Genomic DNA, 20,070 nt, shown 5'->3' with positions numbered 1-20,070 from the left:
AACTATGTACAGAATACTGATCGTTGATGACGAGCCTGTGATTGTGAATGGCTTGGTGCAGTTGTTTCAGGAACAAACCGATTTGGAACTGGATATACGGAAAGCATATTCCTCCATGGAGGCACTTGAAATCGCCAGGAAAACCAAATTGGATATTATGATAAGCGATATTCGCATGCCTCAGAAAAACGGGCTTCAGCTTGTGGACGAAATCGTCTACTATTGGCCGTCGTGCCGGGTGATTTTCCTGACGGGATACAGTGAGTTTGATTTTGTATATGAGGCGATCCGTAAAAATGTGGACAATTACATACTGAAAACAGAGGGAATAGAACCGATTTTTGAGGCCGTAAAAGAGGCAACCCGCAAGCTGGAAGAAGAGAATCTTCGAAGACTTCAGCTGGAACGGGCGCAACTGCATCTGGATATCGCGAATTCCTTCCTGAAAGAAGAGCTGATGAAGAGAGTGATTGGTGGAGAGTCCATTATTTCACTCTTGGAAGATGAACGCTATCAGGATATTGATTTCGGCATTGCGCTGGACCTCACCTCGTTCTTTGTGGTAGGCGTTGCAGATCGGGTAGATGAGCACAAATTTAAGCTTCCCCTGTCTGTTCAGCGCATTTTTCGTAATCACCTACCCGCGTCCATTTCTTGTGAGGAAGTGAGTTACGATGATCGAATATTCGTCTGGCTGCTTCAACCTGAAATGGGCTTGCTAGATCGCTTTCGGGGAACGTATGAAGATGCAGAAGAGATCCATTGGCAAGGTATAGTTGCTTATATGAGAGGGATCCTGGAGCTTGTGCAAAATGAATGTGGAGAGTTGCTCGGTGTTAACCTATCTTTTGGCATTTCGGGTGATCTGCTTCACCAATGGGAATCCATCCATCTTCAATTCGAAGGGATACGCTCCATGATCGTTAAGCGGACTTTATTGGGACAGCATATGCTGATTCTGGAGCTCGAGAAATTAAGCCGACTCGAAGATACGCTGCATAAAGCCGGGGGGATTGAACAGGCAGATTTTAAGACCATTCTTATTGAACAAATTCACCAGTATGTAGAGGATAACCTGGCTGGAGACGTGTCGCTTACTGCCATTGCTGAAGAGGTTCATCTGAATCCGTCCTATCTGTCAAGATATTATAAACAAGTTACCGGTCAAAATTTACTGGAGTTTATCCAATCAACAAAACTGCATGTGGCGATTCAACTGATGGAGAAAACAAACTTGAAACTAAACGAAATTGCATCCCGGGTCGGGTTTGAATCACCATCGTATTTTACAACCTTTTTTAAACGCAAGATGGGACAATCCCCTCAAGAATATCGAAATTCTAAATGAGTAAATAAAGTGAAAGCAATGTAAAAAAAACAAAATTGAAAGCGCATTCTTACCAAACTAGAATTAAAGCCAGGTACACCGAATTGGCCTTGAACTACAGCTCATAGAAGGGGAGAGCGTTTAGATGCGTAAAATCAGACCATGGAAAATGATGCTGGCAGTAACCATGATTATGTCATTATTATCTGCCTGTGGAGGTCCGGCGAAGGAAGCCGACGCCCCATCCGCACCGAAGGAAAACACTACTAACAATTCGGCTGCAGGAGAAGCAGCGCCAGATCCGCTAGGAAAGTATCCGGAAACCGTTATTGTCACAGAAGTGCTTGGATATAATCCGCCGGAGGATCCGAGAACACCGAGCGGTATAACGCCGGAGCAGAATGCTTATCTGAAAGATCTCAAAGAGATGATGAACATTGAGGTGAAATACAAGTGGACGGTGCCTTCAGCCCAGTATGAACAAAAATTTTCACTGGCGATGGCATCCGGAGATTTGCCTGATGTGATCGAGGTCGATCAGAAAAACTATGAAAAGCTTAAAAAGCAAGGCATGCTTGCCGATTTGACGGAAGCATACGCAAATTATGCATCTCCAGATCTCAGGAGTTACATGGAATCAGACGGCGGCTTCGCCATGAAAAGATTTAGCGAGGATGGTAAACAGCTGGGAATACCTGCATTTGAAGACCCGTTCCTTTCCACACAAATTCTATGGATTCGCCAGGATTGGCTGAAGAATTTGGGGTTAGAAGCACCAAAGACCATGGATGAGCTGGAGAAAGTTGCACTGGCGTTTACAAATGACGACCCCGATCAGAACGGTAAGAATGACACTTATGGCCTAGCCCTGCAAAAGAATTTATTCTTCTGGGGATTTGATGTGAGAGGTTTCTTCAATGGTTTCGGAGCGTACCCATCTGTTGGCGATAATCAATCTGCCTGGATCAAAGGCAGTGACGGCAAGCTCATCCCTGGACTAATCCAGCCAGAAGTGAAGACAGGGCTCGGGAAGCTGCAGCAATGGTATAAAGACGGAATCATCGATAAGGAATTCGCCCTTAAAGATGAGAATAAAGCGGTTGAGGACCTGATTTCAGGTAAGGTGGGCATATCTTACGGAGAATGGTGGTATCCGAACTGGCCGCTTAACTCTAGCGTTGATAAGGATCCAAAAGCCGATTGGATCGCCATTCAGCTCCCTGGGGTGGATGGACCGGCAAAATCGCTCGTTCCAAAAATCCGCAGCAACAAAATCTTCGTTGTAAACAAAAAAGCGAAGAATCCGGAAGCTGCCATCAAGATGCTTAATTTCTACATCGAAGTCGGTAAAAAGGAATTTAAGGACAAAAATCGAGCTGAGGAAGGTTATGTATACAACTGGTTTAACCCAAGGATCGCTAATCCTGTTGATATCGATACCATTTACACGGAAGTAAATAAAGCGCTTGATGCTAACCAAACTGAAATCGATATTAATGATTCCAACTACAAGACCGTTGCGGATACGTTTAAAGCAACACAGGATTATCTGGCGAATGATACATCCAACGCTACCAAAGGCATAAACTGGGGCCTATACTACAGCCGTGCTGCAAAAGACGGGGGCTGGGGATTAACCAAGAAAATCAAAGAAACCGACCAGTTTGTTTATAACGAATTCTATGGTCTTCCAACACCAACCATCGTTGAAAAAGGCGGCCAGTTAGACAAGTTAATGCAGGAATCCTTCACCAAGATTATCATGGGTGCTTCATTAGATGAATTTGATAAATTCGTGGATAGCTGGAATGCGCTCGGCGGAAAACAAATTATCGATGAGGTCAATGAATGGTACAACACTGAAGCTGAGAAATAATTCATAGGAACAGTTAAGTGGGCGAGGTGAGTCGATGTTAATCGGCGCACCTCCCATTTTTCAATGAGTAAGCTTGCGAGGAGGATCATCCATGAAATCGCTGAAAAAGGAAATGCCGCTTCACATCATGTTAATACCGGGCGTGATCGTAACCTTGATTTATGCGTACGGCCCCATGGTTGGACTCGTCATGGCATTTCAACAATTTGAACCGTTATCCGGATTCTTTAAATCCGATTTTGTCGGATGGGATAACTTTAATTATGTGTTTCACTTGCCGGATTTCAAACAAGTTCTATGGAATACGCTTATAATCGCCATTTCCAAAATGGTGTTGTCACTACTAGTACCCCTCATTCTGGCCTTATTGCTAAACGAGCTTACCAAGAAGTGGTTTGCGGGCTTTATTCAATCGGCTATTTTCCTTCCGTTCTTCCTTTCCTGGACCGTACTTGGGGGCGTTATCATCGAATTATTCTCTCTGAGCGGACCGATCAACGGCTTGATTGCTTCGATGGGGTTCGAACCGATCATGTTCATGCTTGATAATAGCTGGTTTAGAGGCATTATTATCGGGTCGGATGTCTGGAAAGGCATGGGCTATAACATGATCATCATGCTTGCTGCAATCACGGGAATTAACGCAACGCTGTACGAAGCAGCGGAAGTGGATGGAGCAGGAAAATGGAAGCAAATGCTTCATATCACGCTTCCGGGTATATCACCGATCATTATTTTGCTAGCCGTATTAGGTCTGGGCGGGATACTTAACGCGGGATTTGAGCAGATCCTTATGATGTATAACCCGACTGTGTATGAAGGCGCGGACATTATCGATACCTTTGTCTATCGGTTAGGCATGTTTAGCCAACAATTTGGTCCGGCCGCAGCAGTAGGGCTATTTAAATCTGTCATTTCATTATTCATGGTATCAGTAACCTATTACGCTGCTTATAAATTCAACAATTACCGCATTTTCTAGGAGGCGGAGATGTGTTACACAAACAATCACTCAACAGAAAGCTATTTGTTGTATTTAATGTGCTATTCCTAACTTCCATTACTTTGCTTGGCATCATCCCGTTTGTTCATTTACTATCCATATCGCTTAGCTCCAATACGGCTGCGATGGCTGGAGAAGTCAAGCTGTGGCCCGTCGATTTTACTTGGGATGCTTATGTATATTTGGGGGAGAAGGTTGAGTTTTTCCGCTCCTTGGTTGTATCGGTCGAACGGGTGGTACTGGGATCAGCAGTCAACATGCTGTTAATTTTTATTACAGCATTTCCGCTTTCCAAATCGAACGATCAGTTTAGATTCAGAACGGTATATGTATGGATCTTTGCAGTTACGATGTTTTTCGGAGGAGGTCTAATCCCTACTTATATCATCGTAAAGGACACAGGTTTGCTGGATTCAATATGGGCGCTGATTTTACCTGGCGCATTAAATGTATGGAATATGGTCTTAATGCTTAATTTCTTCAGAAGTATTCCCAAAGAACTGGACGAAGCGGCAACCATCGATGGTGCAGGACATTGGAGAGTGCTCTGGCAAATCTACTTGCCGATATCCCTTCCTTCCATCGCAACGATTGGCTTGTTTACCATTGTTGGTCACTGGAACGCCTGGTTTGACGGGATTCTGTACTTGAACTCACCGGATAAATATCCGCTCCAGACCTATCTCTCAACATTAATTATGTCTCTGAATGCTCAGATGTCATCGATGTCCGTGGAGCAGCTCAAGGTTATGGAGAACCTGAGTGAGAAGACGATTCGTATGGCGCAGATTTTTATGGGGGCATTACCGATCATGGTCGTGTACCCGTTCTTGCAAAAGTATTTTGTTAAAGGGATGACAGTTGGAAGTGTAAAAGAGTAGAACGAAGATTCTTCCATCAAAAACAAGCATGCGCGAAGGGGCAGAGTGAGATGAAGAAAGTTACTGTTGCATTAATTGGAGCGGGTCTGCGAGGCATAAATTATTCTGAGTATGCGATTCAGCATCCCAATGAACTTCAAGTTGTAGCGGTTGCGGAGCCGAACTTAGAACGACGAAATAAATTTAAAGAAAGACATGAACTGGGGGAAGAGGCATGTTTCGCTAGTTGGGATGATTTTTTTGCCTCACCTAAAGTAGCGGATGCCGTATTCATCTGCACGCAGGATAATCAGCATTACGAACCGACCATGAAGGCGCTGGAAGCGGGATATCATGTGCTCCTGGAAAAACCCATGTCCCCTGATGCCAAAGAATGCGTACTCATGGGACAAATGGCTAAAGAATCCAATCGCGTCTTCTCGATCTGTCACGTACTAAGATACACCAATTTCTTCACTACGATTAAAGAACTGCTGGATCGCGGAGCAATCGGGCAATTAATGTCTATTCAACATAATGAGAATGTAGGTTACTGGCATCAAGCCCACAGCTTTGTAAGAGGGAACTGGCGGAGAAAGGATGAATCCAGTCCCATGATCCTCGCCAAGTCTTGTCATGACCTTGATATTCTATCTTGGTTAGCCGATTCGGAATGTGAACGTGTGTCCTCTTTCGGTTCACTATCTCATTTTAAATCAAGCGAGGCACCAGTGGGAGCGCCTCTACGCTGCACAGACGGATGTCCGGTTGCTGATCAATGTCTCTATTATGCTCCCAATATATATTTAACAGAAAATACGGATTGGCCTACTTCGGCAATTAGTGATGCCCCTAGTTACGAAGCTCGTTTGAAGGCTCTGCAAGAGGGTCCATATGGAAGATGCGTCTATCATTGTGACAATGATGTCGTTGATCACCAGGTTGTGAATCTGGAATTCGCTAATTCCGTAACGATATCTTTTACGATGAGTGCATTTACCAAAGATGTAAGCCGCACAATCAAGCTTATGGGTACCAAAGGTGAAATCCGCGGCGCTATGGAGAAGAATGAAATTGAGGTTCTTCATTTTGGCAGCGGTAAGGTGGAGAGAATCTCTTTCGAAAATGCGGGAGGTCATGTTGGTCATGGCGGCGGCGATATGGGGTTAATTAAAGATTTCGTTAAGCTGGTCCGAGCGGATGGGAAGCTTCAAGGCCTTACTTCGGCCCATCATTCCGTTCAAAGTCATCTTATTGCATTTGCAGCGGAGCAATCCCGTATTGAAGGTAAGATTATTGACCTGAAAGATTTTGCCCAAAGTGTATTCCATGATGAAGTGGTGAGTTGAACGATGAATGTCTCTCCGATGAGAATTCCGCTGTTAGAACAGGAGCTCTGGTTCGGTGGACCGTATTTCTAATGTATAGTTTTGCGAAGCAATAAACACTAAAGCCGCAGTAGTTTATAGCTGTGGTTTTAATGTTGTATGGACGCATGACGATGAACAGCAAGAGAGCCGTAACCAGGTTTTAGCAAATCAAGATACTTAAAACACATTATCGTGGGGAGCAGAGAACATGGCGACTTTTCATTATTCAGGATCCACATTTTATTACAATGATCAGCCTGTAACCATTATTTCGGGAGCCATCCATTATTTCCGGGTTGTACCGGAGTACTGGCGGGACCGTCTCTTAAAATTGAAAGCCTGCGGCCTAAACACGGTAGAAACCTATGTGCCATGGAATTTACACGAGCCGCAAAAAGGAGAGTTTTGTTTTGAGGGTATAGCGGATATCGTTCGGTTTATTGAACTTGCAGCGGAATTAGAGCTGTATGTAATCGTTCGTCCTTCGCCTTATATTTGCGCTGAATGGGAATTTGGAGGTCTGCCTTACTGGCTGTTATTTGATCCGGATATGCGTTTGAGATGCTACCATCAGCCGTTTCTCGATCATGTGGATGCTTATTATGATGTATTGCTTCCTAAATTAAAGCCATTGTTATGTACAGAAGGTGGCCCGATCATTGCATTGCAGATTGAGAACGAATACGGAAGTTACGGTAACGATAAACGCTATTTGAATCACTTGAAAGAAAGCATGATATCCCGCGGTATGGATGTTCTCTTATTCACGTCTGATGGTCCTGAAGACGCCATGCTGCAGGGGGGAATGGTCCCTGGTGTCTTGGCAACCGTAAACTTTGGCTCCCGGACAAAAGAGGCCTTCGATAAACTGCTTGAATACCAACCCGATGCGCCGGTTATGTGTATGGAATATTGGAACGGATGGTTTGATCACTGGGGTGAGGAGCATCATACGCGTTCTGCGGAGGATGCTGCGCATGTATTGGATGAAATATTAAGCCTGAACGGATCCGTAAATTTTTATATGTTTCATGGAGGCACCAACTTTGGATTCTATAATGGGGCCAATGCTCATTCACTTGACGCGTATGAACCAACCATTACGAGCTATGACTATGACTCACCATTAAATGAATCAGGGGAGCCCACAGAGAAATATTTCGCTATTCGTGAGGTTATCTCAAAATATGTGGATCTTGGACCCTGCGAGCTGCCATCTCCGATCCCTAAGAAAGCGTACGGAAAACTACAGATGATGGAGCAAGCTTCACTAAAGGCTAATTTGGACCGGATCTCAGCCCCAATTGCCTCTGCATACCCTGAAACCATGGAGAAACTGGGTCAAGCTTATGGGTTTATTCATTATAGTACGTATATTTCAGGACCGAGACCAAAAGATGAACTGGTCATCCAGGATGTGCGTGACCGTGCACAAGTTTATCTGAATGGGCAGCTGGCAGCAACGCTGGATCGGATCAACCCAGACGTTAAACTGGAGTTCGGGGTACCAAACGAAGGGTTACATGTCAGTATACTTGTGGAGAATTTAGGGCGCATTAACTACGGACCTTTTATGAGAGAATGTAAAGGCATTACCGAGGGCGTTCGTTTCGGACGACAGTTTCTATCGGAATGGACGATGCACCCGCTGCCATTAACGGATTTAACTGGCCTGAATTTCGAAGGATTATCCGAACAAACAGAACCTAGCTTTTTCCGCGCAACTTTGGTTGTTGATGAACCTTCTGATACATTCTTAAGCCTGGAAGGGTGGACAAAAGGGGTTGTATTCATCAATGGATTTAACCTCGGACGTTATTGGAATATCGGACCGCAGAAAACATTGTATGTGCCCGGTCCTTTATTGAAGCAAGGTGATAATGAAATTATGATTTTTGAGCTGCATGGCACTTCAGACGCCGCGGTAACTTTCTTGGACCAGCCCAATATCGGATAACTGATGAATAAAACCTAATCAAACTAACAATGAACAGCAAAGAAATAATCTCTATAAAAGCGTTATATAATGAGATATACTGAGGTGAGAAGTGGTTAGAGTTCGTAAGGGAACACGAAACCAGTGTACATTATCAGCATAAAGAGCAGTCTACCGTTAAGTGGTGTGTGAAACAGACCGTTCCCTTAAGCAGGGTGGTCTGTTTCTTTTTTTATATAAGTGAGGTGACGTCATGCATATTCGACTAGCTAATAAAACTGATATTGAGCAACTCGTAAGGATGAGATGGGATTTTACAAATGAATATAATGATAAAAAGATTGATGAAGATCAGTATCAAGATTTCTTTTTAGAATGTCAGTCATTTCTTCAAGAGGCTTTAAGCGGAGATCGCTGGTTCATCTGGGTTGCTGAAGCGGAAGGTAGAATTATATCCCATATATACATAGAACTTATAACAAAAGTCCCCAGACCAGGTAAGAAGACGTCACCGTTTGCGTACATGACAAATGTTTACACATCGCCGATTCATAGGGGGAAGGGAATAGGGAGTCGGTTACTAAAGGAATTAGAAGAGTGGTCCAAGACCAATAAATATGAATTTATAATCGTTTGGCCGAGTGATTGGAGCATTGAATTCTACGAACGTAGTGGCTATAAACTCTGTAAAGAGCCTATGGAGTTAGTAATAGAATGAATTTTATGGTATGGACTGCGAGCACATCCCCTTTCAAAGTCTGCGCTGCCATTATTCTTGAAAGAGAGTTGATACCGTGGATCGTCTGACGATGATTAGAGAAGAGGAAAAGAAATAAAATCAAGGAGACGATACTTGATACCGGTGAAAGTCTTGATCCAATGTACGAGTTGATATTTGACACTCATTATTTAATAGATAAGTTTGAATCGATGTATGAAGGCTGGAAGTTATTGAAACATACAATAAAACCTTACGCTGTAGAAATAAAGAGAGATGACCGAAGAATCCTTCTCGAAAGCGAAGTGCTCACATTGGTAGTGCAAAAAACATATTAATAGCAATTTTGAGATGGATATATATCGCATAACACTGTACAAGTTACAGTTGTTTTTGGGGACCTTTTACAGCTGGAGAAGGAAATAAACAGAAACCATGATGTTAATAAAGGTCCCCGGGATTTTTCCATGGAACAAGAATTCACATAATACATAATGATAATCTAGTTATCTCTTTTCCTAGCAAACATGACAACAAAATTGTAGTACTTATAAATACAATCCACATCAGTAAATCCAGTTTCATTTAGCCATCTTAATTGCTGGTCTAGGGTAGTCATCTTATCCAGTTTAGTTCTCTCAATTGCGGAAGAGATTTCAACTTGATCCAGCCCACTATGCTCTATGTAGTTTCTCCAATCTGATTTGTACAAGGAATCTAAGAATTCGGTATTCCCTAGGATTTGATCAGCATTTATAAATATACCGTTGCTTTTCATTATTGAATAAACCTTCTGATATAGATATTTCTTCTCGGAATCATTTAAGTGATGGATAGAGAGAGACGATATGACTAAATCAAATTGTTCATGATATTCGAATTGGGTGTAATCACCTGCTATGTATTGAATATTTGGATTGTTTTGAAAACGGGTCTTCGCAATATCCAGCATATTCTCGGATAAATCAATCAGTGTTAATGTTGCTTTGGGATATTTGGTAAGGATATAGCTCGAGAATAATCCAGTGCCTGCACCTAAATCTAAGACATTGGGAGAATCAGTCTCCAAGGAAGCTAAATCAGTAGCTATTTTATAAAAATCGTCAAAACAAGGAATAAGCATTGCTCTTTGTTTGTCATATTTTTGAGCAACTTCATTAAATTGTTCTTTGATATCAAGACGGTTAAACTCCATTTTAATAATCCTCCCCCTATTAATTTCATAATTAAATGATATATTAATGACAAGTTAAAAACTAATATTTGGAAATGATAGTGTTGATAGGTTTAAGCTATAAATGGATAATCATTAATTGGTGGTGTGTATAGTAGAGCGGAATCAAATAGATAAGGAGAAATGGATGATGTATTCAATCGTTGTTTTAGACCTGGATGGAACCTTTTTAAATTCAGAAAAGCAGGTATCAGAAAGAAATTACAATGCTGTTTTGAAGTGCTATCAGCAAGGGATGAAAATTATATTTGCTACAGCACGACCACCAAGGTCAGTAAATCACTTTTTATCAGAAGACTTGAGAAATATAGGCTCCTTCATTTATTACAACGGAGCTTATCTCGCGTGTCCACTAACAGGTATAAATCATCATGAGCTGATTAGTTCTGAGCTTACTGCTGAATTATTAGATTACTGTTTAACTTGCAATCCAGAGCTGGATATAAATCTTGAAGTGAAAGATGAGTGGATGAGTCTGAGGGAATATGAATATGCATCGATAACGAAGGTTAAAGAGTTCCCTGTTGTTAAATCATTAGACGAGCTTAAGAGTCAAGAAGCAACAAAGGTCCTTTTTTCCGGGAAGATAGATTTGGAATCTTTGAGAGAAAGATTTTCAAGCAAAATGAATATTGTCATTACTGATAACGGAGAACTTGTTCAAATTTCATCAGAAAAGGCTTCTAAAGAAAAGGCAGTAACATTATTGTGTGAGAAACTTGGAGTTCCCCTCGAAAAAGTAATTGTGTTTGGTGACGATTATAATGATATTGGATTATTTAAAATCTGTGGTTGGCCAGTAGCAATGGGGAATGCTGTAAACCCTTTAAAAGAGATTTCTAAGGAAGTTACAGATACAAATGATAATGACGGGGTTGCAATGGTGCTTGAAAGATTATTGTAATCAACACAGATAGCTTCACCAAACTGTGTATTGAAGAGGAGACTATAGCATGAATAGATTGATTAAAGATTCTGTAGTAAAACTAGCCGAAGATCTTCAACTACCCGAAAGGGTGATTGATATCGATGATTTACCATGGGTTCCTTTTGACGACGGAGAAGAGGCCAATTGTTATTTCAAACCTCTTAGATTTGATCTTGCAACGGGTACCTGGATATACCTTTTTAAGATAAAGAGTAATCAAGTGTTGACGCGCCACCGACATACTGGTGGATCTGTTATAGGATATAACATTAAAGGGCAATGGAGATATGAAGGACGTGATTGGATCGCGAAACCAGGAAGTTTTATTTTTGAACCGCCTGGGGATATCCATACTCTAATTACTGAGGATGAAGAGGTAATTACTTTATTCATTCTTGCAGGAGCATTGCAGTACTTCGATAAAGATAACGTAGTTATTGGTCAAGATGATATTTATACAGTACTTAAGAAATATAGAGATCATTGTCACGAGATGGGAATAGAAGTGCGAGAAGATCTTGTTTATTGAGGGATCGGAGTGATGATGTTGTCGATTGAGATCACTACTAATATTGATACTGATAATAAGGATTATGTAAGGAACAAGATGATCGAGTTTAATCTTAAACACTTTCCAGATGATCTGAAAGGTCGTTATCAAGAATTGAAACTACATTTAGTTTATGATGGTGGGGCGATAATTGGAGGTGTTGTGGGGGAGTTTTGCTGGAATTGGCTTGAAATTCATTATCTATTCGTTGAAGAAGAGTATCGGAAATTTGGGTATGGAAGAGCACTTCTAAGGGAAGCAGAAAAGATAGCTATAGAAAGAAAATGTGATTTTATTAAACTGGATACATTGAGTTTTCAAGCACTGGATTTTTATTCGAAGGAAGGGTTTCAGATTTATGGAACTATTGAGAATGCTGGAAGGCATACACATTACTATTTAAAAAAAGATATTTGAAATTTGAAAATTATGGGAGGAGCAAAGGTGAAACCAGAGATTTTCGAGTTCCAAGCAAAAAAAGTAGTAGGGGCCGGTTGTATAGGAAAGCAAACAAATCCGCAAGAAGTATGGGGCGAACTATTTACTAGAATTGAAGAAATTAAAAACCGTAAGGTTAGCTCTGAAACCCTTGGTGTTATCAAGAGGAATGAACATGGTTATATGGCTGGAGTTGAAGTAGATCAAATGGCAGAGGTTCCAGATGGGATGTTTTCATATGTAATACCTGCTGGAATGTATGTTGGCATGACTCATAAAGGACCAATTAGTAAAATAAATGAATCATTTCAGACACTGATAAATTGGTTAGCATCAAGTAATTATGAACAGTACGATATCGTATGTTTTGAAGTTTATGATGAAAGATTTAAGGGGGAAGATCCTGAAAGTGAGTTCGATTCCTACATTCAAATCAAAAACATTTAGTTGTGGAGGTAGCAAATGAAGGTTAAGCGAATTGTTCCGAATATAGATACAAGGAATATAAGTGCGGCTAAATTATTCTATCAGGATGTACTAGGACTCGATTTATTGATGGACCACGGCTGGATAGTAACTTATGGATCAAGTGATGAAATGAGTGTCCAAATTAGTTTCGCTTCAGAAGGCGGCTCACATACTCCTACACCTGATCTCTCGATTGAAGTTGATAATGTGGATATTTGTTATGATCGGATGAAGAGTGCCGGATTTTCAATTGAATATGGTCCTGTAGATGAGCCTTGGGGAGTTCGGCGTTTTTTTGTCCGCGATCCATTTTGTAAGCTTGTAAACATTCTGGCTCATACATAATTTAATTGAAACTTAGGATATGGATTAAATAGCAATAGGTGAAAGTTAGTTATTGGAGCAAGATAAAAGGATTCAATTAACAGTAAGAGTATAAGGATGAGAGTAATGACAATTGGGAGAAGGGTCTTAACATTTACAGATAAAACTCGTATCGATCCAATAAGTAAAGAGCCAAGAGAAATTCTCACCAGCATATATTATCCTTCAGAACCCACGGGGAATAAGGAGAAGTACACTACTTTATTTGAACCTTGTGCCCTGTTGGCTGTTGATATGCTCAGTAGTATGGGAGTAAACAAAGAATATATTAGTAATCTAGAAACAGTAATATATAATAATGCAAATGTTAATATGAGCGTTAGGAACTGTCCCATTATTTTTATAACTCCTGCTTTTGGTGTAGTTAGAGATATGTATTCCTTTTGTGTGGAACACTTAGTAAAGCAAGGTTTTATTGTTATTACGATTGGTGCCACTCATGAATCGATATTTTCAATTTTCCCAGATGGTCGTTTTATTCAACAATCGAGAGAGATATCCGAAATTGACAGTTTGGATATACATTATTGGAATCAATTATTAGAACTTAGAGTTGATGATATTAGGTATGTTATGAGTAATCTTGAGGAAGTCCTGAATTCCGATAAGGACCTCATGGCAGTAGTTGATGACAATGAAATAGGGATAATTGGTCATTCATTAGGTGGCGCTGCTGCGTATGAAGTACTAAAAAGAGAAAAAGTAGTTACAGCTAGTGTCCTATTAGATCCTAGTTTCCACTTATTAAAGGCAGGTTTAGAAGAAAAAGTATCGGTTCCATTATTGGTAGTTCGACAAGAGAAATGTTCAATTGAAGAATTAGAAAACGAACTTTCCCCAGATTTGTTATCTATGTTTTTGAGTGGTTATAACGCTCTGTATAAATCGAGTGATATAAATAGTACATTTATTAAGCTGCAAGGAGCTCACCATATGACATTTAGCGATATCCCAATACATTACAAGGAAGCTGGGATTAAACTAAAGCATTCGACTATTACTAAGTACATTTCTACTTATTTCGAGGAGTATTTGATGAAGAAAGAGAATAATTTACATAAATTGATGAAAGATAAGATTAGCGATGGAGTCTATGAAATAAATAGTGTTGGTTTAGTTTTTTGAGAGATATTCGAGATCAGGCGACATGGTGAGTCACTTTCCAGGGCACAGGCACTTGAATATGAACTAAAACTATTGGTATGGAGCGGATATACAAGGATAAACAGGCTCTTTGATGCACATTTCTGCAAGGCATATTATAGGGAAACATTGAAAAAAATTAGGACACAGTATTAAGAAGTGTTATGCTGGTAGATGTGGGAAAGCAATAGAGTCCTAGATTCCGTGGGTGGAGGTTCTCGTTACGTGAAAGTATCTATATTGACCCGGTTGAGGGAAGAGACGGCACCATATCATATTCAGACAGAGCAGAATCCTTATGCTGCTGCTATCACAGACGGAACAATAACATTGTCGCAATATAAGAATTATCTTGAGAAATTCTACGGGTTTGTCAGACCAGTGGAAGCTCGACTGGCGCAGCACGCTGAGTGGAAAGTCTACAATTTCGACTATGAGACTACCCAAAAGACCGGCTTGCTGGAGAAAGATCTTCTAAGCCTGGGTCTGTCCATGCAGGAGATTGGGGAGCTTTCCGAGTGCCCTGATCTGCCGGAACAGAAAATTTTTACACAGGCTGCAGGGGTAATGTATGTGCTTGAGGGCTCGATCCTTGGCGGACAGATGGTGATCCGCATGTTGAATCGGGCTCTCGGCGTTCAACCAGACATAAATGGCCATTACTTTAATAGTTATGGTGACAAGGTGCGAGACCGATGGAAGGCGTTTCAGCAGCTGCTTGTGGAGACAGCAGCAGACTCAACAACCCGGGAAGACCAGATCATTGAAGCTGCGAAGGAAACTTTTAGAAAGCTGGATCAATGGTTCAAGCCTTAATTGACGGATAGGCAAGATAAAAATACACCTGGAACATGAATATGTTAACTAGGGGGAATCTGCATCATGGGAAATAATAAGGAACCAAAATCTAATGATCTGCTGGACCGATCGCTTCTACCTACACAAGATGATTACATTAGTGGCAAAGCGGATCTTACCAATTGTGAGAAAGAACCGATTCATATTCCCGGCATGATTCAGCCTCATGGTGTGTTGTTATCTGTATTTCAAGATGACATCAACTCGGTGGCGCAGTGCAGCCGGAATACAGAGGATCTTCTGGGTATCCCGCCAGAAGATCTGTTGGGTCGTCCTCTTGAATCTCTGCTTGGAGGAGAACAGGTTGCACTTGTGTTCGGAGCAGAATTTAAGGAGGATCCTCTGAAGCTCCATTATGTGGATCTTAGCATTGAGGTACGGGGGGAACCCAAGCCCTTCTGCAGTATTGTGCATGAGAGTGAGGGTATGGTTATTCTGGAGCTGGAGCCTGTCTTTGCAGAGGAGGGGCCCAACATTAACGATTTTGAGTGGATGCAGTCTTTCTTCAGCAGGGTTAAGTTGACGGGAAACCGCAAGGAGGCCAGTCAGATCGCGGCCGAGCAGGTCAGGGATATTCTAGGTTATGACCGGGTCATGATTTATGAATTTGATGAAGAGTGGAACGGAAAGGTGATCGCGGAGGCTAAAAATCCAGAGATTACAGCTTATGTGGGTCAGCATTACCCGGCAAGCGATATTCCCAAACAGGCAAGGGAACTGTACCTTCGTAACTGGCTGCGTACGATTGTGAATGCGAACTATATCCCCGTGGATATCGTGCCTCCTCTCAATCCGCTTACAAACAAGCCTCTGAATTTGAGCCTGTCGATCCTTCGCAGTGTATCTCCCGTACATCTGGAATATATGAGGAATATGGGAGTTGGCGCATCGATGACCATCTCTCTCATTCATGACAATCAGCTGTGGGGGTTAATTGCCTGTCATCATTCCGTGCCTAAATATGTACCCCATCGTCTAAGGAATTTGTGCAATTTCCTGGGGTCCTTCTTCTCGAGCGAGCTTTATCAGCGCCAGCGGCTTGACGATTATGATGCCGAGCTGCAGGCCAAGGAACATCTTAATCGGATCGTTGGGATTTTCATCGGCAACTCCGCGGCTTCCCAGATCCTTGAACAGCTGCATGAAGAGCAGCAATCCCTGCTGGAAGTAATGGATGCGAAGGGGGCTGCTGTCCTGTATCAGGACAGGCTGGTTCTGTTCGGACGAACGCCAACCCAGGACCAGGTACAGGATCTGGCTGCATGGATGTCAGGAAAGGCCGTTGATCTCAACTACCATACCTCAAAACTCAGCCTTGAATATGAGCCGGCCAAGCTGTACAAGGATACAGCCTCCGGAGTTGTATATCTGGGATTATCCCAGAATCACGAGAGCTATATCATGTGGTTCAGACCTGAAGCTGTGCAGGTGGTGGAATGGGGCGGGGATCCCAACAAGCCGGTTACGCAGGAAGAGGATGGGCTTCGTATCTCGCCTCGAAAGTCCTTTGAAAAATGGAAGCAAATTGTGGAGTGCACTTCACAGCCTTGGAAAACAAGGGAGCTAAGGGCTCTGTCAGACCTGAAGACCATCGTGCTGAAAGAGACCAAGAACCAGCTCCGTCAGACGGAGGAGAAGGCACTGATTAACCTTCGCATTTCCCGAGAAAATGAGAAGCGTTATCTGCAGCTGATGGAGACGTCGCCCGTAGCCTTTCTTGTTGTGACTGGTGGACAGATTGTGTTCAATAACCAGCAGGCATCTGTATTATTCCGCGCTAGCGATGAGAATGCAGCAGGGCTCGAAAGAGTGGATTTCATGAGTTTGGTGCATGAGGAATCCCGGGATGAGGTTTGCTCCTATCTCAGCGGTGCAGACAATTTCAAAACCCCTTTAATCTCTGTACAAGCGAGATTCCACCTCCTGGATGGCTCTCTACAGATGCTGGAAATGACCATTGCTCAGGTGATTTTTCAGGGTAATGACGCGCTGTATGTCATTGCGCGTGAGCGGGAAGACCAGGTGTCAGGGGGCAGCAGCTACTTGGAGGTTACGAAGCAGCTGCAGAGTTTCCTGACGACAGACCCTGTGACAGAGCTGCCGAACCGTGACTATTTCAAAGATGTGCTCACCGAAGAATGGGCCAAGGCTCCAGTTGGAGAGGCGGCATCACTGTTAATTATAGACATTGATAATTTCAAGCTGTATAATGCAATGTTTGGCCTTCAGACAGGCGATATATGCCTTCAGTGGGTAGCGGAGGTTGTGAAAGCATACGGAGCCCAGCATGGTGCCTTCACAGCACGGTATATTGGAGGAAGCTTTTCCATGTATGCATTTGGGGATCTGGCTGCTGGCACCGGGGCGTTGGCAGAGCAGATCCGCCAAGGGGTGCTGGATGTGCAAATCCCGCTGAATATGCCGGAGATTGGAGAATTTATTACCGCCAGTGTGGGTGTGGCTACGGCCGCAGTTCCGGAGCATGGAAATCCAGATGAGCTGGTCCGACATGCTGAGAGAGCTCTCAGGCTGGCCAAAAATGGAGGAAAGAATCAGGTCGTTGTGTTGGATCACATGTAGTTGATACTATGTACAGGCAATGGACGTTAATTCGATAGAACTTCCAAGTAATTTATAAGATAGATCATGTTCCGCAGGGAGGAATTCCTCTCCTTGCGGATTTTTTTGTGCGTCCCCCTAGACTACGATGCTTCAGCTGTTCGAGTCCAGCGTTACCCGGAAGGTTGGGAACATGGTGCTGATGCCTGGAGCTTGCTCCAAGAGGGAAGCTGTTCTTTTGACATCACTTTTTCAAAGGAAAATAGACTTACTTGGAGAATATACAAAGTGAATTCCCTGTTCTTTCAGATATCCGACAGTTGGATGCGATAATACTATCTTCAGATAGCACGTTCAGGGGGAATATAAGGAGGAATAAATGAACAATCTTAAAGGTTTTTTGAGAGATGTAAGAGATAATAATTATAAAATTCCTGAAGACCGACATTGATCAGGTCGTTCATGAAATGATCATAAACATTGGATCGATTGATAACGAATTAAGGGATAAGCTGATTTATGGAACTTTACATCGATGGATAATGAATCAAGAACTAAGTATAGAATTAGTCAGACAAGTATTGCACCTGACCTTAGATGATGATCACTTATTCTATGGAATAGGAGATGTTGACCAAGATACAGTATTTACACGATCATTTTCTGCCCTATTCATTCCGCTTGCTTTTCATTATAATGATATCTTTAATTATCTTACTGAACAGGAATATGAATATATCTACTCTAGGATGAGATTGTATTTTGAACTTGAGAAAGATTTTAGAGGATATGTATTAGAAAAGGGATGGGCCCATTCGATCGCACATGCAGCTGATGGTCTACATTCTATTTCATCATCATTCTATTATTCTCAAGAACATTTATTAGTTATTTTAGAGTTAATAAGGGAAAAGGCTTGTGTTAGTAATTATTATTTTATAAATGATGAAGACGAGAGAATGGCAGCAGTAGTTATTCAAATTGTAAAGCGTAATATTCTAGAGGAAGATATATTAATTAAATGGGTGCAGCAGCTTGGATGTATTGAAAGATTTGCATATCCTCAATATGACATCATGAGAGGCAATATTAAGAATCTTTTGCGAAGTGTATACTTCAGATTATTGGATATCAGTGGAACTGAGGGCTTGCATAATGAAATAATAAAAACATTAAACCAACTCTAAGAAAAGCTAAACACTTGTAAATCAGAAGAGTTTCAAACATCAGATAACATAGGATATACGTGCATCTGGCTATCAGAAAATCGGCGAGATCAAAGCACAAAACTAAATATATAAGTAGGAGGGTTAGCAATGGGACGAGTGGTATCTTTTGAAATGAGTAGTCAAAACCCAGAGAAGGCAAATGAATTTTATACGAATGTATTTGGATGGGAAATATTTGAACCAAATTGGGGTTACTGGCCAGTAAAGACGAGTAAAGAAGAAGAGCCAGGTGGAATTGATGGAGGAATTAGCAAGGGTCCAGCAGACTACCCTCATGGTACAAGATTAATATTAGAAGTTGATTCTATCGATGACGCCTTAGAAAAAGCCAAAGAAAATGGTGCGCAGATTATTAGAGAAAAGATGGATTTTGATAACTTTTACCTTGCTTACATTGTAGATCCAGTGGGGATATGCTTGGGATTAAAACAGAATAAATAATGAGTTAAGAGCATAGCAATTTTTGAAGAGCAGACGAGACGATATCAGATAACAAAATGTTCACTCAACGGATCGGTCACACCGTTCCCTCGCTCTTGGATGATAATTCAATAGAAGGTAGGAGGGCGTATTAATGCAAAGTCCAATTGCAAACAGGGTAGATACCATCTTTATTCATGTACGAGATTTAGAGAAGTCTGTGCACTGGTACAGCAAGCTTCTTGGAATCGAAGTGAAAAGTGAAATCCAAGGACCAATTTATACATTCGACATGGGACCTGGACGTCCAGGAATAACACTTGATAATCATTGTTTTGATGAGGATTACGAATTGAAAACCTCGAATCAACCATTATTTAATTTGAGTGCCGTTGATATCGATGCAGCGTTTCAGTTTGTAAAGGATTTGAACGCAGAGCTTGTAACTAACATTCAAACCTACTCTGATTTATCGGAGTTCACATTTAAAGATCCAGATGGGAATTTATTAATGATTTGTACTTGTTTTAGTTAGTGTTCTTTTTATTTGGTAGGACGTCGTGATTACGGGGACGTTATAAGATAGAAACAATATGCTCTATATTGAAGGAGTATTCAGTGATGACAATTTGTATAAACCGAAATGGTGATATTTTTGAAGAATTACTAACCATCTCTGAAGATGAGGCGAACCAAATCCAATTAGATTATCAAATTACACATGCATTAGTAGTAGCAAAGAATAAGAATGGATTTCTGCTTCTATATA

General features: G+C 41.6%; 19 protein-coding genes. 18 read left to right on the top strand and 1 reads right to left on the bottom strand.

Going from position 1 to position 20,070, the window contains the following annotated elements; genetic code table 11:
• The first annotated feature begins 4 nt into the window (after positions 1-4).
• The 7 genes from ABEQ74_RS06670 to ABEQ74_RS06640 all read left to right on the top strand — a co-directional run bounded on the left by ABEQ74_RS06670 (position 5) and on the right by ABEQ74_RS06640 (position 9,090).
• Positions 5-1,348: a response regulator transcription factor gene (locus ABEQ74_RS06670; protein WP_430120650.1), complete on the top strand. Its 1,344-nt coding sequence runs from the start codon at positions 5-7 to the stop codon at positions 1,346-1,348.
• 124 nt (positions 1,349-1,472) lie between these two features.
• Positions 1,473-3,203, top strand: coding sequence for an extracellular solute-binding protein (locus ABEQ74_RS06665; RefSeq protein ID WP_430120648.1), 1,731 nt, complete (start codon positions 1,473-1,475; stop codon positions 3,201-3,203).
• A gap of 91 nt (positions 3,204-3,294) precedes the next feature.
• On the top strand, positions 3,295-4,185 hold the full coding sequence (locus ABEQ74_RS06660; RefSeq protein WP_054403223.1) for an ABC transporter permease: 891 nt from the start codon (positions 3,295-3,297) through the stop codon (positions 4,183-4,185).
• Positions 4,186-4,196: 11 nt separating this feature from the next.
• Positions 4,197-5,087 (top strand): carbohydrate ABC transporter permease, encoded by an 891-nt coding sequence (locus ABEQ74_RS06655; protein WP_430120645.1) that lies wholly within the window; start codon positions 4,197-4,199, stop codon positions 5,085-5,087.
• Positions 5,088-5,137: 50 nt separating this feature from the next.
• The gene (locus ABEQ74_RS06650; protein WP_430120643.1) at positions 5,138-6,415 is read left to right on the top strand and encodes a Gfo/Idh/MocA family protein; all 1,278 of its coding nucleotides are present in this window, start codon (positions 5,138-5,140) and stop codon (positions 6,413-6,415) included.
• Positions 6,416-6,644: 229 nt separating this feature from the next.
• Positions 6,645-8,393, top strand: a complete 1,749-nt coding sequence (locus ABEQ74_RS06645) for a beta-galactosidase (protein WP_430120641.1) — start codon at positions 6,645-6,647, stop codon at positions 8,391-8,393.
• A 232-nt stretch (positions 8,394-8,625) separates the two neighbouring features.
• The gene (locus tag ABEQ74_RS06640; RefSeq protein WP_430120639.1) at positions 8,626-9,090 is read left to right on the top strand and encodes an N-acetyltransferase family protein; all 465 of its coding nucleotides are present in this window, start codon (positions 8,626-8,628) and stop codon (positions 9,088-9,090) included.
• 502 nt (positions 9,091-9,592) lie between these two features.
• Here the strand turns inward: ABEQ74_RS06640 and ABEQ74_RS06635 are convergent.
• Positions 9,593-10,285, bottom strand: a complete 693-nt coding sequence (locus ABEQ74_RS06635) for a class I SAM-dependent methyltransferase (RefSeq protein ID WP_430120637.1) — start codon at positions 10,283-10,285, stop codon at positions 9,593-9,595.
• A 169-nt stretch (positions 10,286-10,454) separates the two neighbouring features.
• Between ABEQ74_RS06635 and ABEQ74_RS06630 the strand changes: the two genes are divergently transcribed.
• The 11 genes from ABEQ74_RS06630 (at position 10,455) to ABEQ74_RS06580 (ending at position 19,836) form a co-directional block, all read left to right on the top strand.
• Positions 10,455-11,228 carry a Cof-type HAD-IIB family hydrolase gene (locus ABEQ74_RS06630; RefSeq protein ID WP_430120635.1) on the top strand — a complete coding sequence of 258 codons (774 nt, stop codon included), beginning with the start codon at positions 10,455-10,457 and terminating at the stop codon, positions 11,226-11,228.
• A 49-nt stretch (positions 11,229-11,277) separates the two neighbouring features.
• Entirely contained in the window at positions 11,278-11,781 is a 504-nt protein-coding gene (locus ABEQ74_RS06625; protein ID WP_430120633.1) for a 2,4'-dihydroxyacetophenone dioxygenase family protein, read from the top strand.
• A gap of 18 nt (positions 11,782-11,799) precedes the next feature.
• Positions 11,800-12,219 (top strand): GNAT family N-acetyltransferase, encoded by a 420-nt coding sequence (locus ABEQ74_RS06620; RefSeq protein ID WP_430120953.1) that lies wholly within the window; start codon positions 11,800-11,802, stop codon positions 12,217-12,219.
• 27 nt (positions 12,220-12,246) lie between these two features.
• The gene (locus ABEQ74_RS06615; protein WP_430120631.1) at positions 12,247-12,687 is read left to right on the top strand and encodes a GyrI-like domain-containing protein; all 441 of its coding nucleotides are present in this window, start codon (positions 12,247-12,249) and stop codon (positions 12,685-12,687) included.
• Between the two features lie 15 nt (positions 12,688-12,702).
• Entirely contained in the window at positions 12,703-13,053 is a 351-nt protein-coding gene (locus tag ABEQ74_RS06610; protein ID WP_430120629.1) for a VOC family protein, read from the top strand.
• Positions 13,054-13,158: 105 nt separating this feature from the next.
• Positions 13,159-14,217 (top strand): hypothetical protein, encoded by a 1,059-nt coding sequence (locus ABEQ74_RS06605; protein ID WP_430120627.1) that lies wholly within the window; start codon positions 13,159-13,161, stop codon positions 14,215-14,217.
• A 243-nt stretch (positions 14,218-14,460) separates the two neighbouring features.
• A complete protein-coding gene (locus ABEQ74_RS06600) occupies positions 14,461-15,051 on the top strand; it encodes a biliverdin-producing heme oxygenase (RefSeq protein ID WP_430120625.1) in 591 nt (196 codons plus the stop codon).
• A gap of 66 nt (positions 15,052-15,117) precedes the next feature.
• Positions 15,118-17,673, top strand: coding sequence for a diguanylate cyclase domain-containing protein (locus ABEQ74_RS06595; protein WP_430120623.1), 2,556 nt, complete (start codon positions 15,118-15,120; stop codon positions 17,671-17,673).
• A 446-nt stretch (positions 17,674-18,119) separates the two neighbouring features.
• Complete coding sequence (locus ABEQ74_RS06590) at positions 18,120-18,839, top strand: DUF2785 domain-containing protein (protein ID WP_430120621.1); 720 nt, start codon at positions 18,120-18,122, stop codon at positions 18,837-18,839.
• A 129-nt stretch (positions 18,840-18,968) separates the two neighbouring features.
• Complete coding sequence (locus tag ABEQ74_RS06585; protein ID WP_430120619.1) at positions 18,969-19,322, top strand: VOC family protein; 354 nt, start codon at positions 18,969-18,971, stop codon at positions 19,320-19,322.
• Between the two features lie 133 nt (positions 19,323-19,455).
• Entirely contained in the window at positions 19,456-19,836 is a 381-nt protein-coding gene (locus ABEQ74_RS06580) for a VOC family protein (RefSeq protein ID WP_430120617.1), read from the top strand.
• Positions 19,837-20,070 lie beyond the last annotated feature (234 nt).

Source organism: Paenibacillus solani (assembly GCF_050475945.1).
Lineage (GTDB): Bacteria > Bacillota > Bacilli > Paenibacillales > Paenibacillaceae > Paenibacillus_AQ > Paenibacillus_AQ solani_A.
Note: the sequence above shows the minus strand (reverse complement) of the source record. Positions and strands in the feature narration are given on the sequence as shown.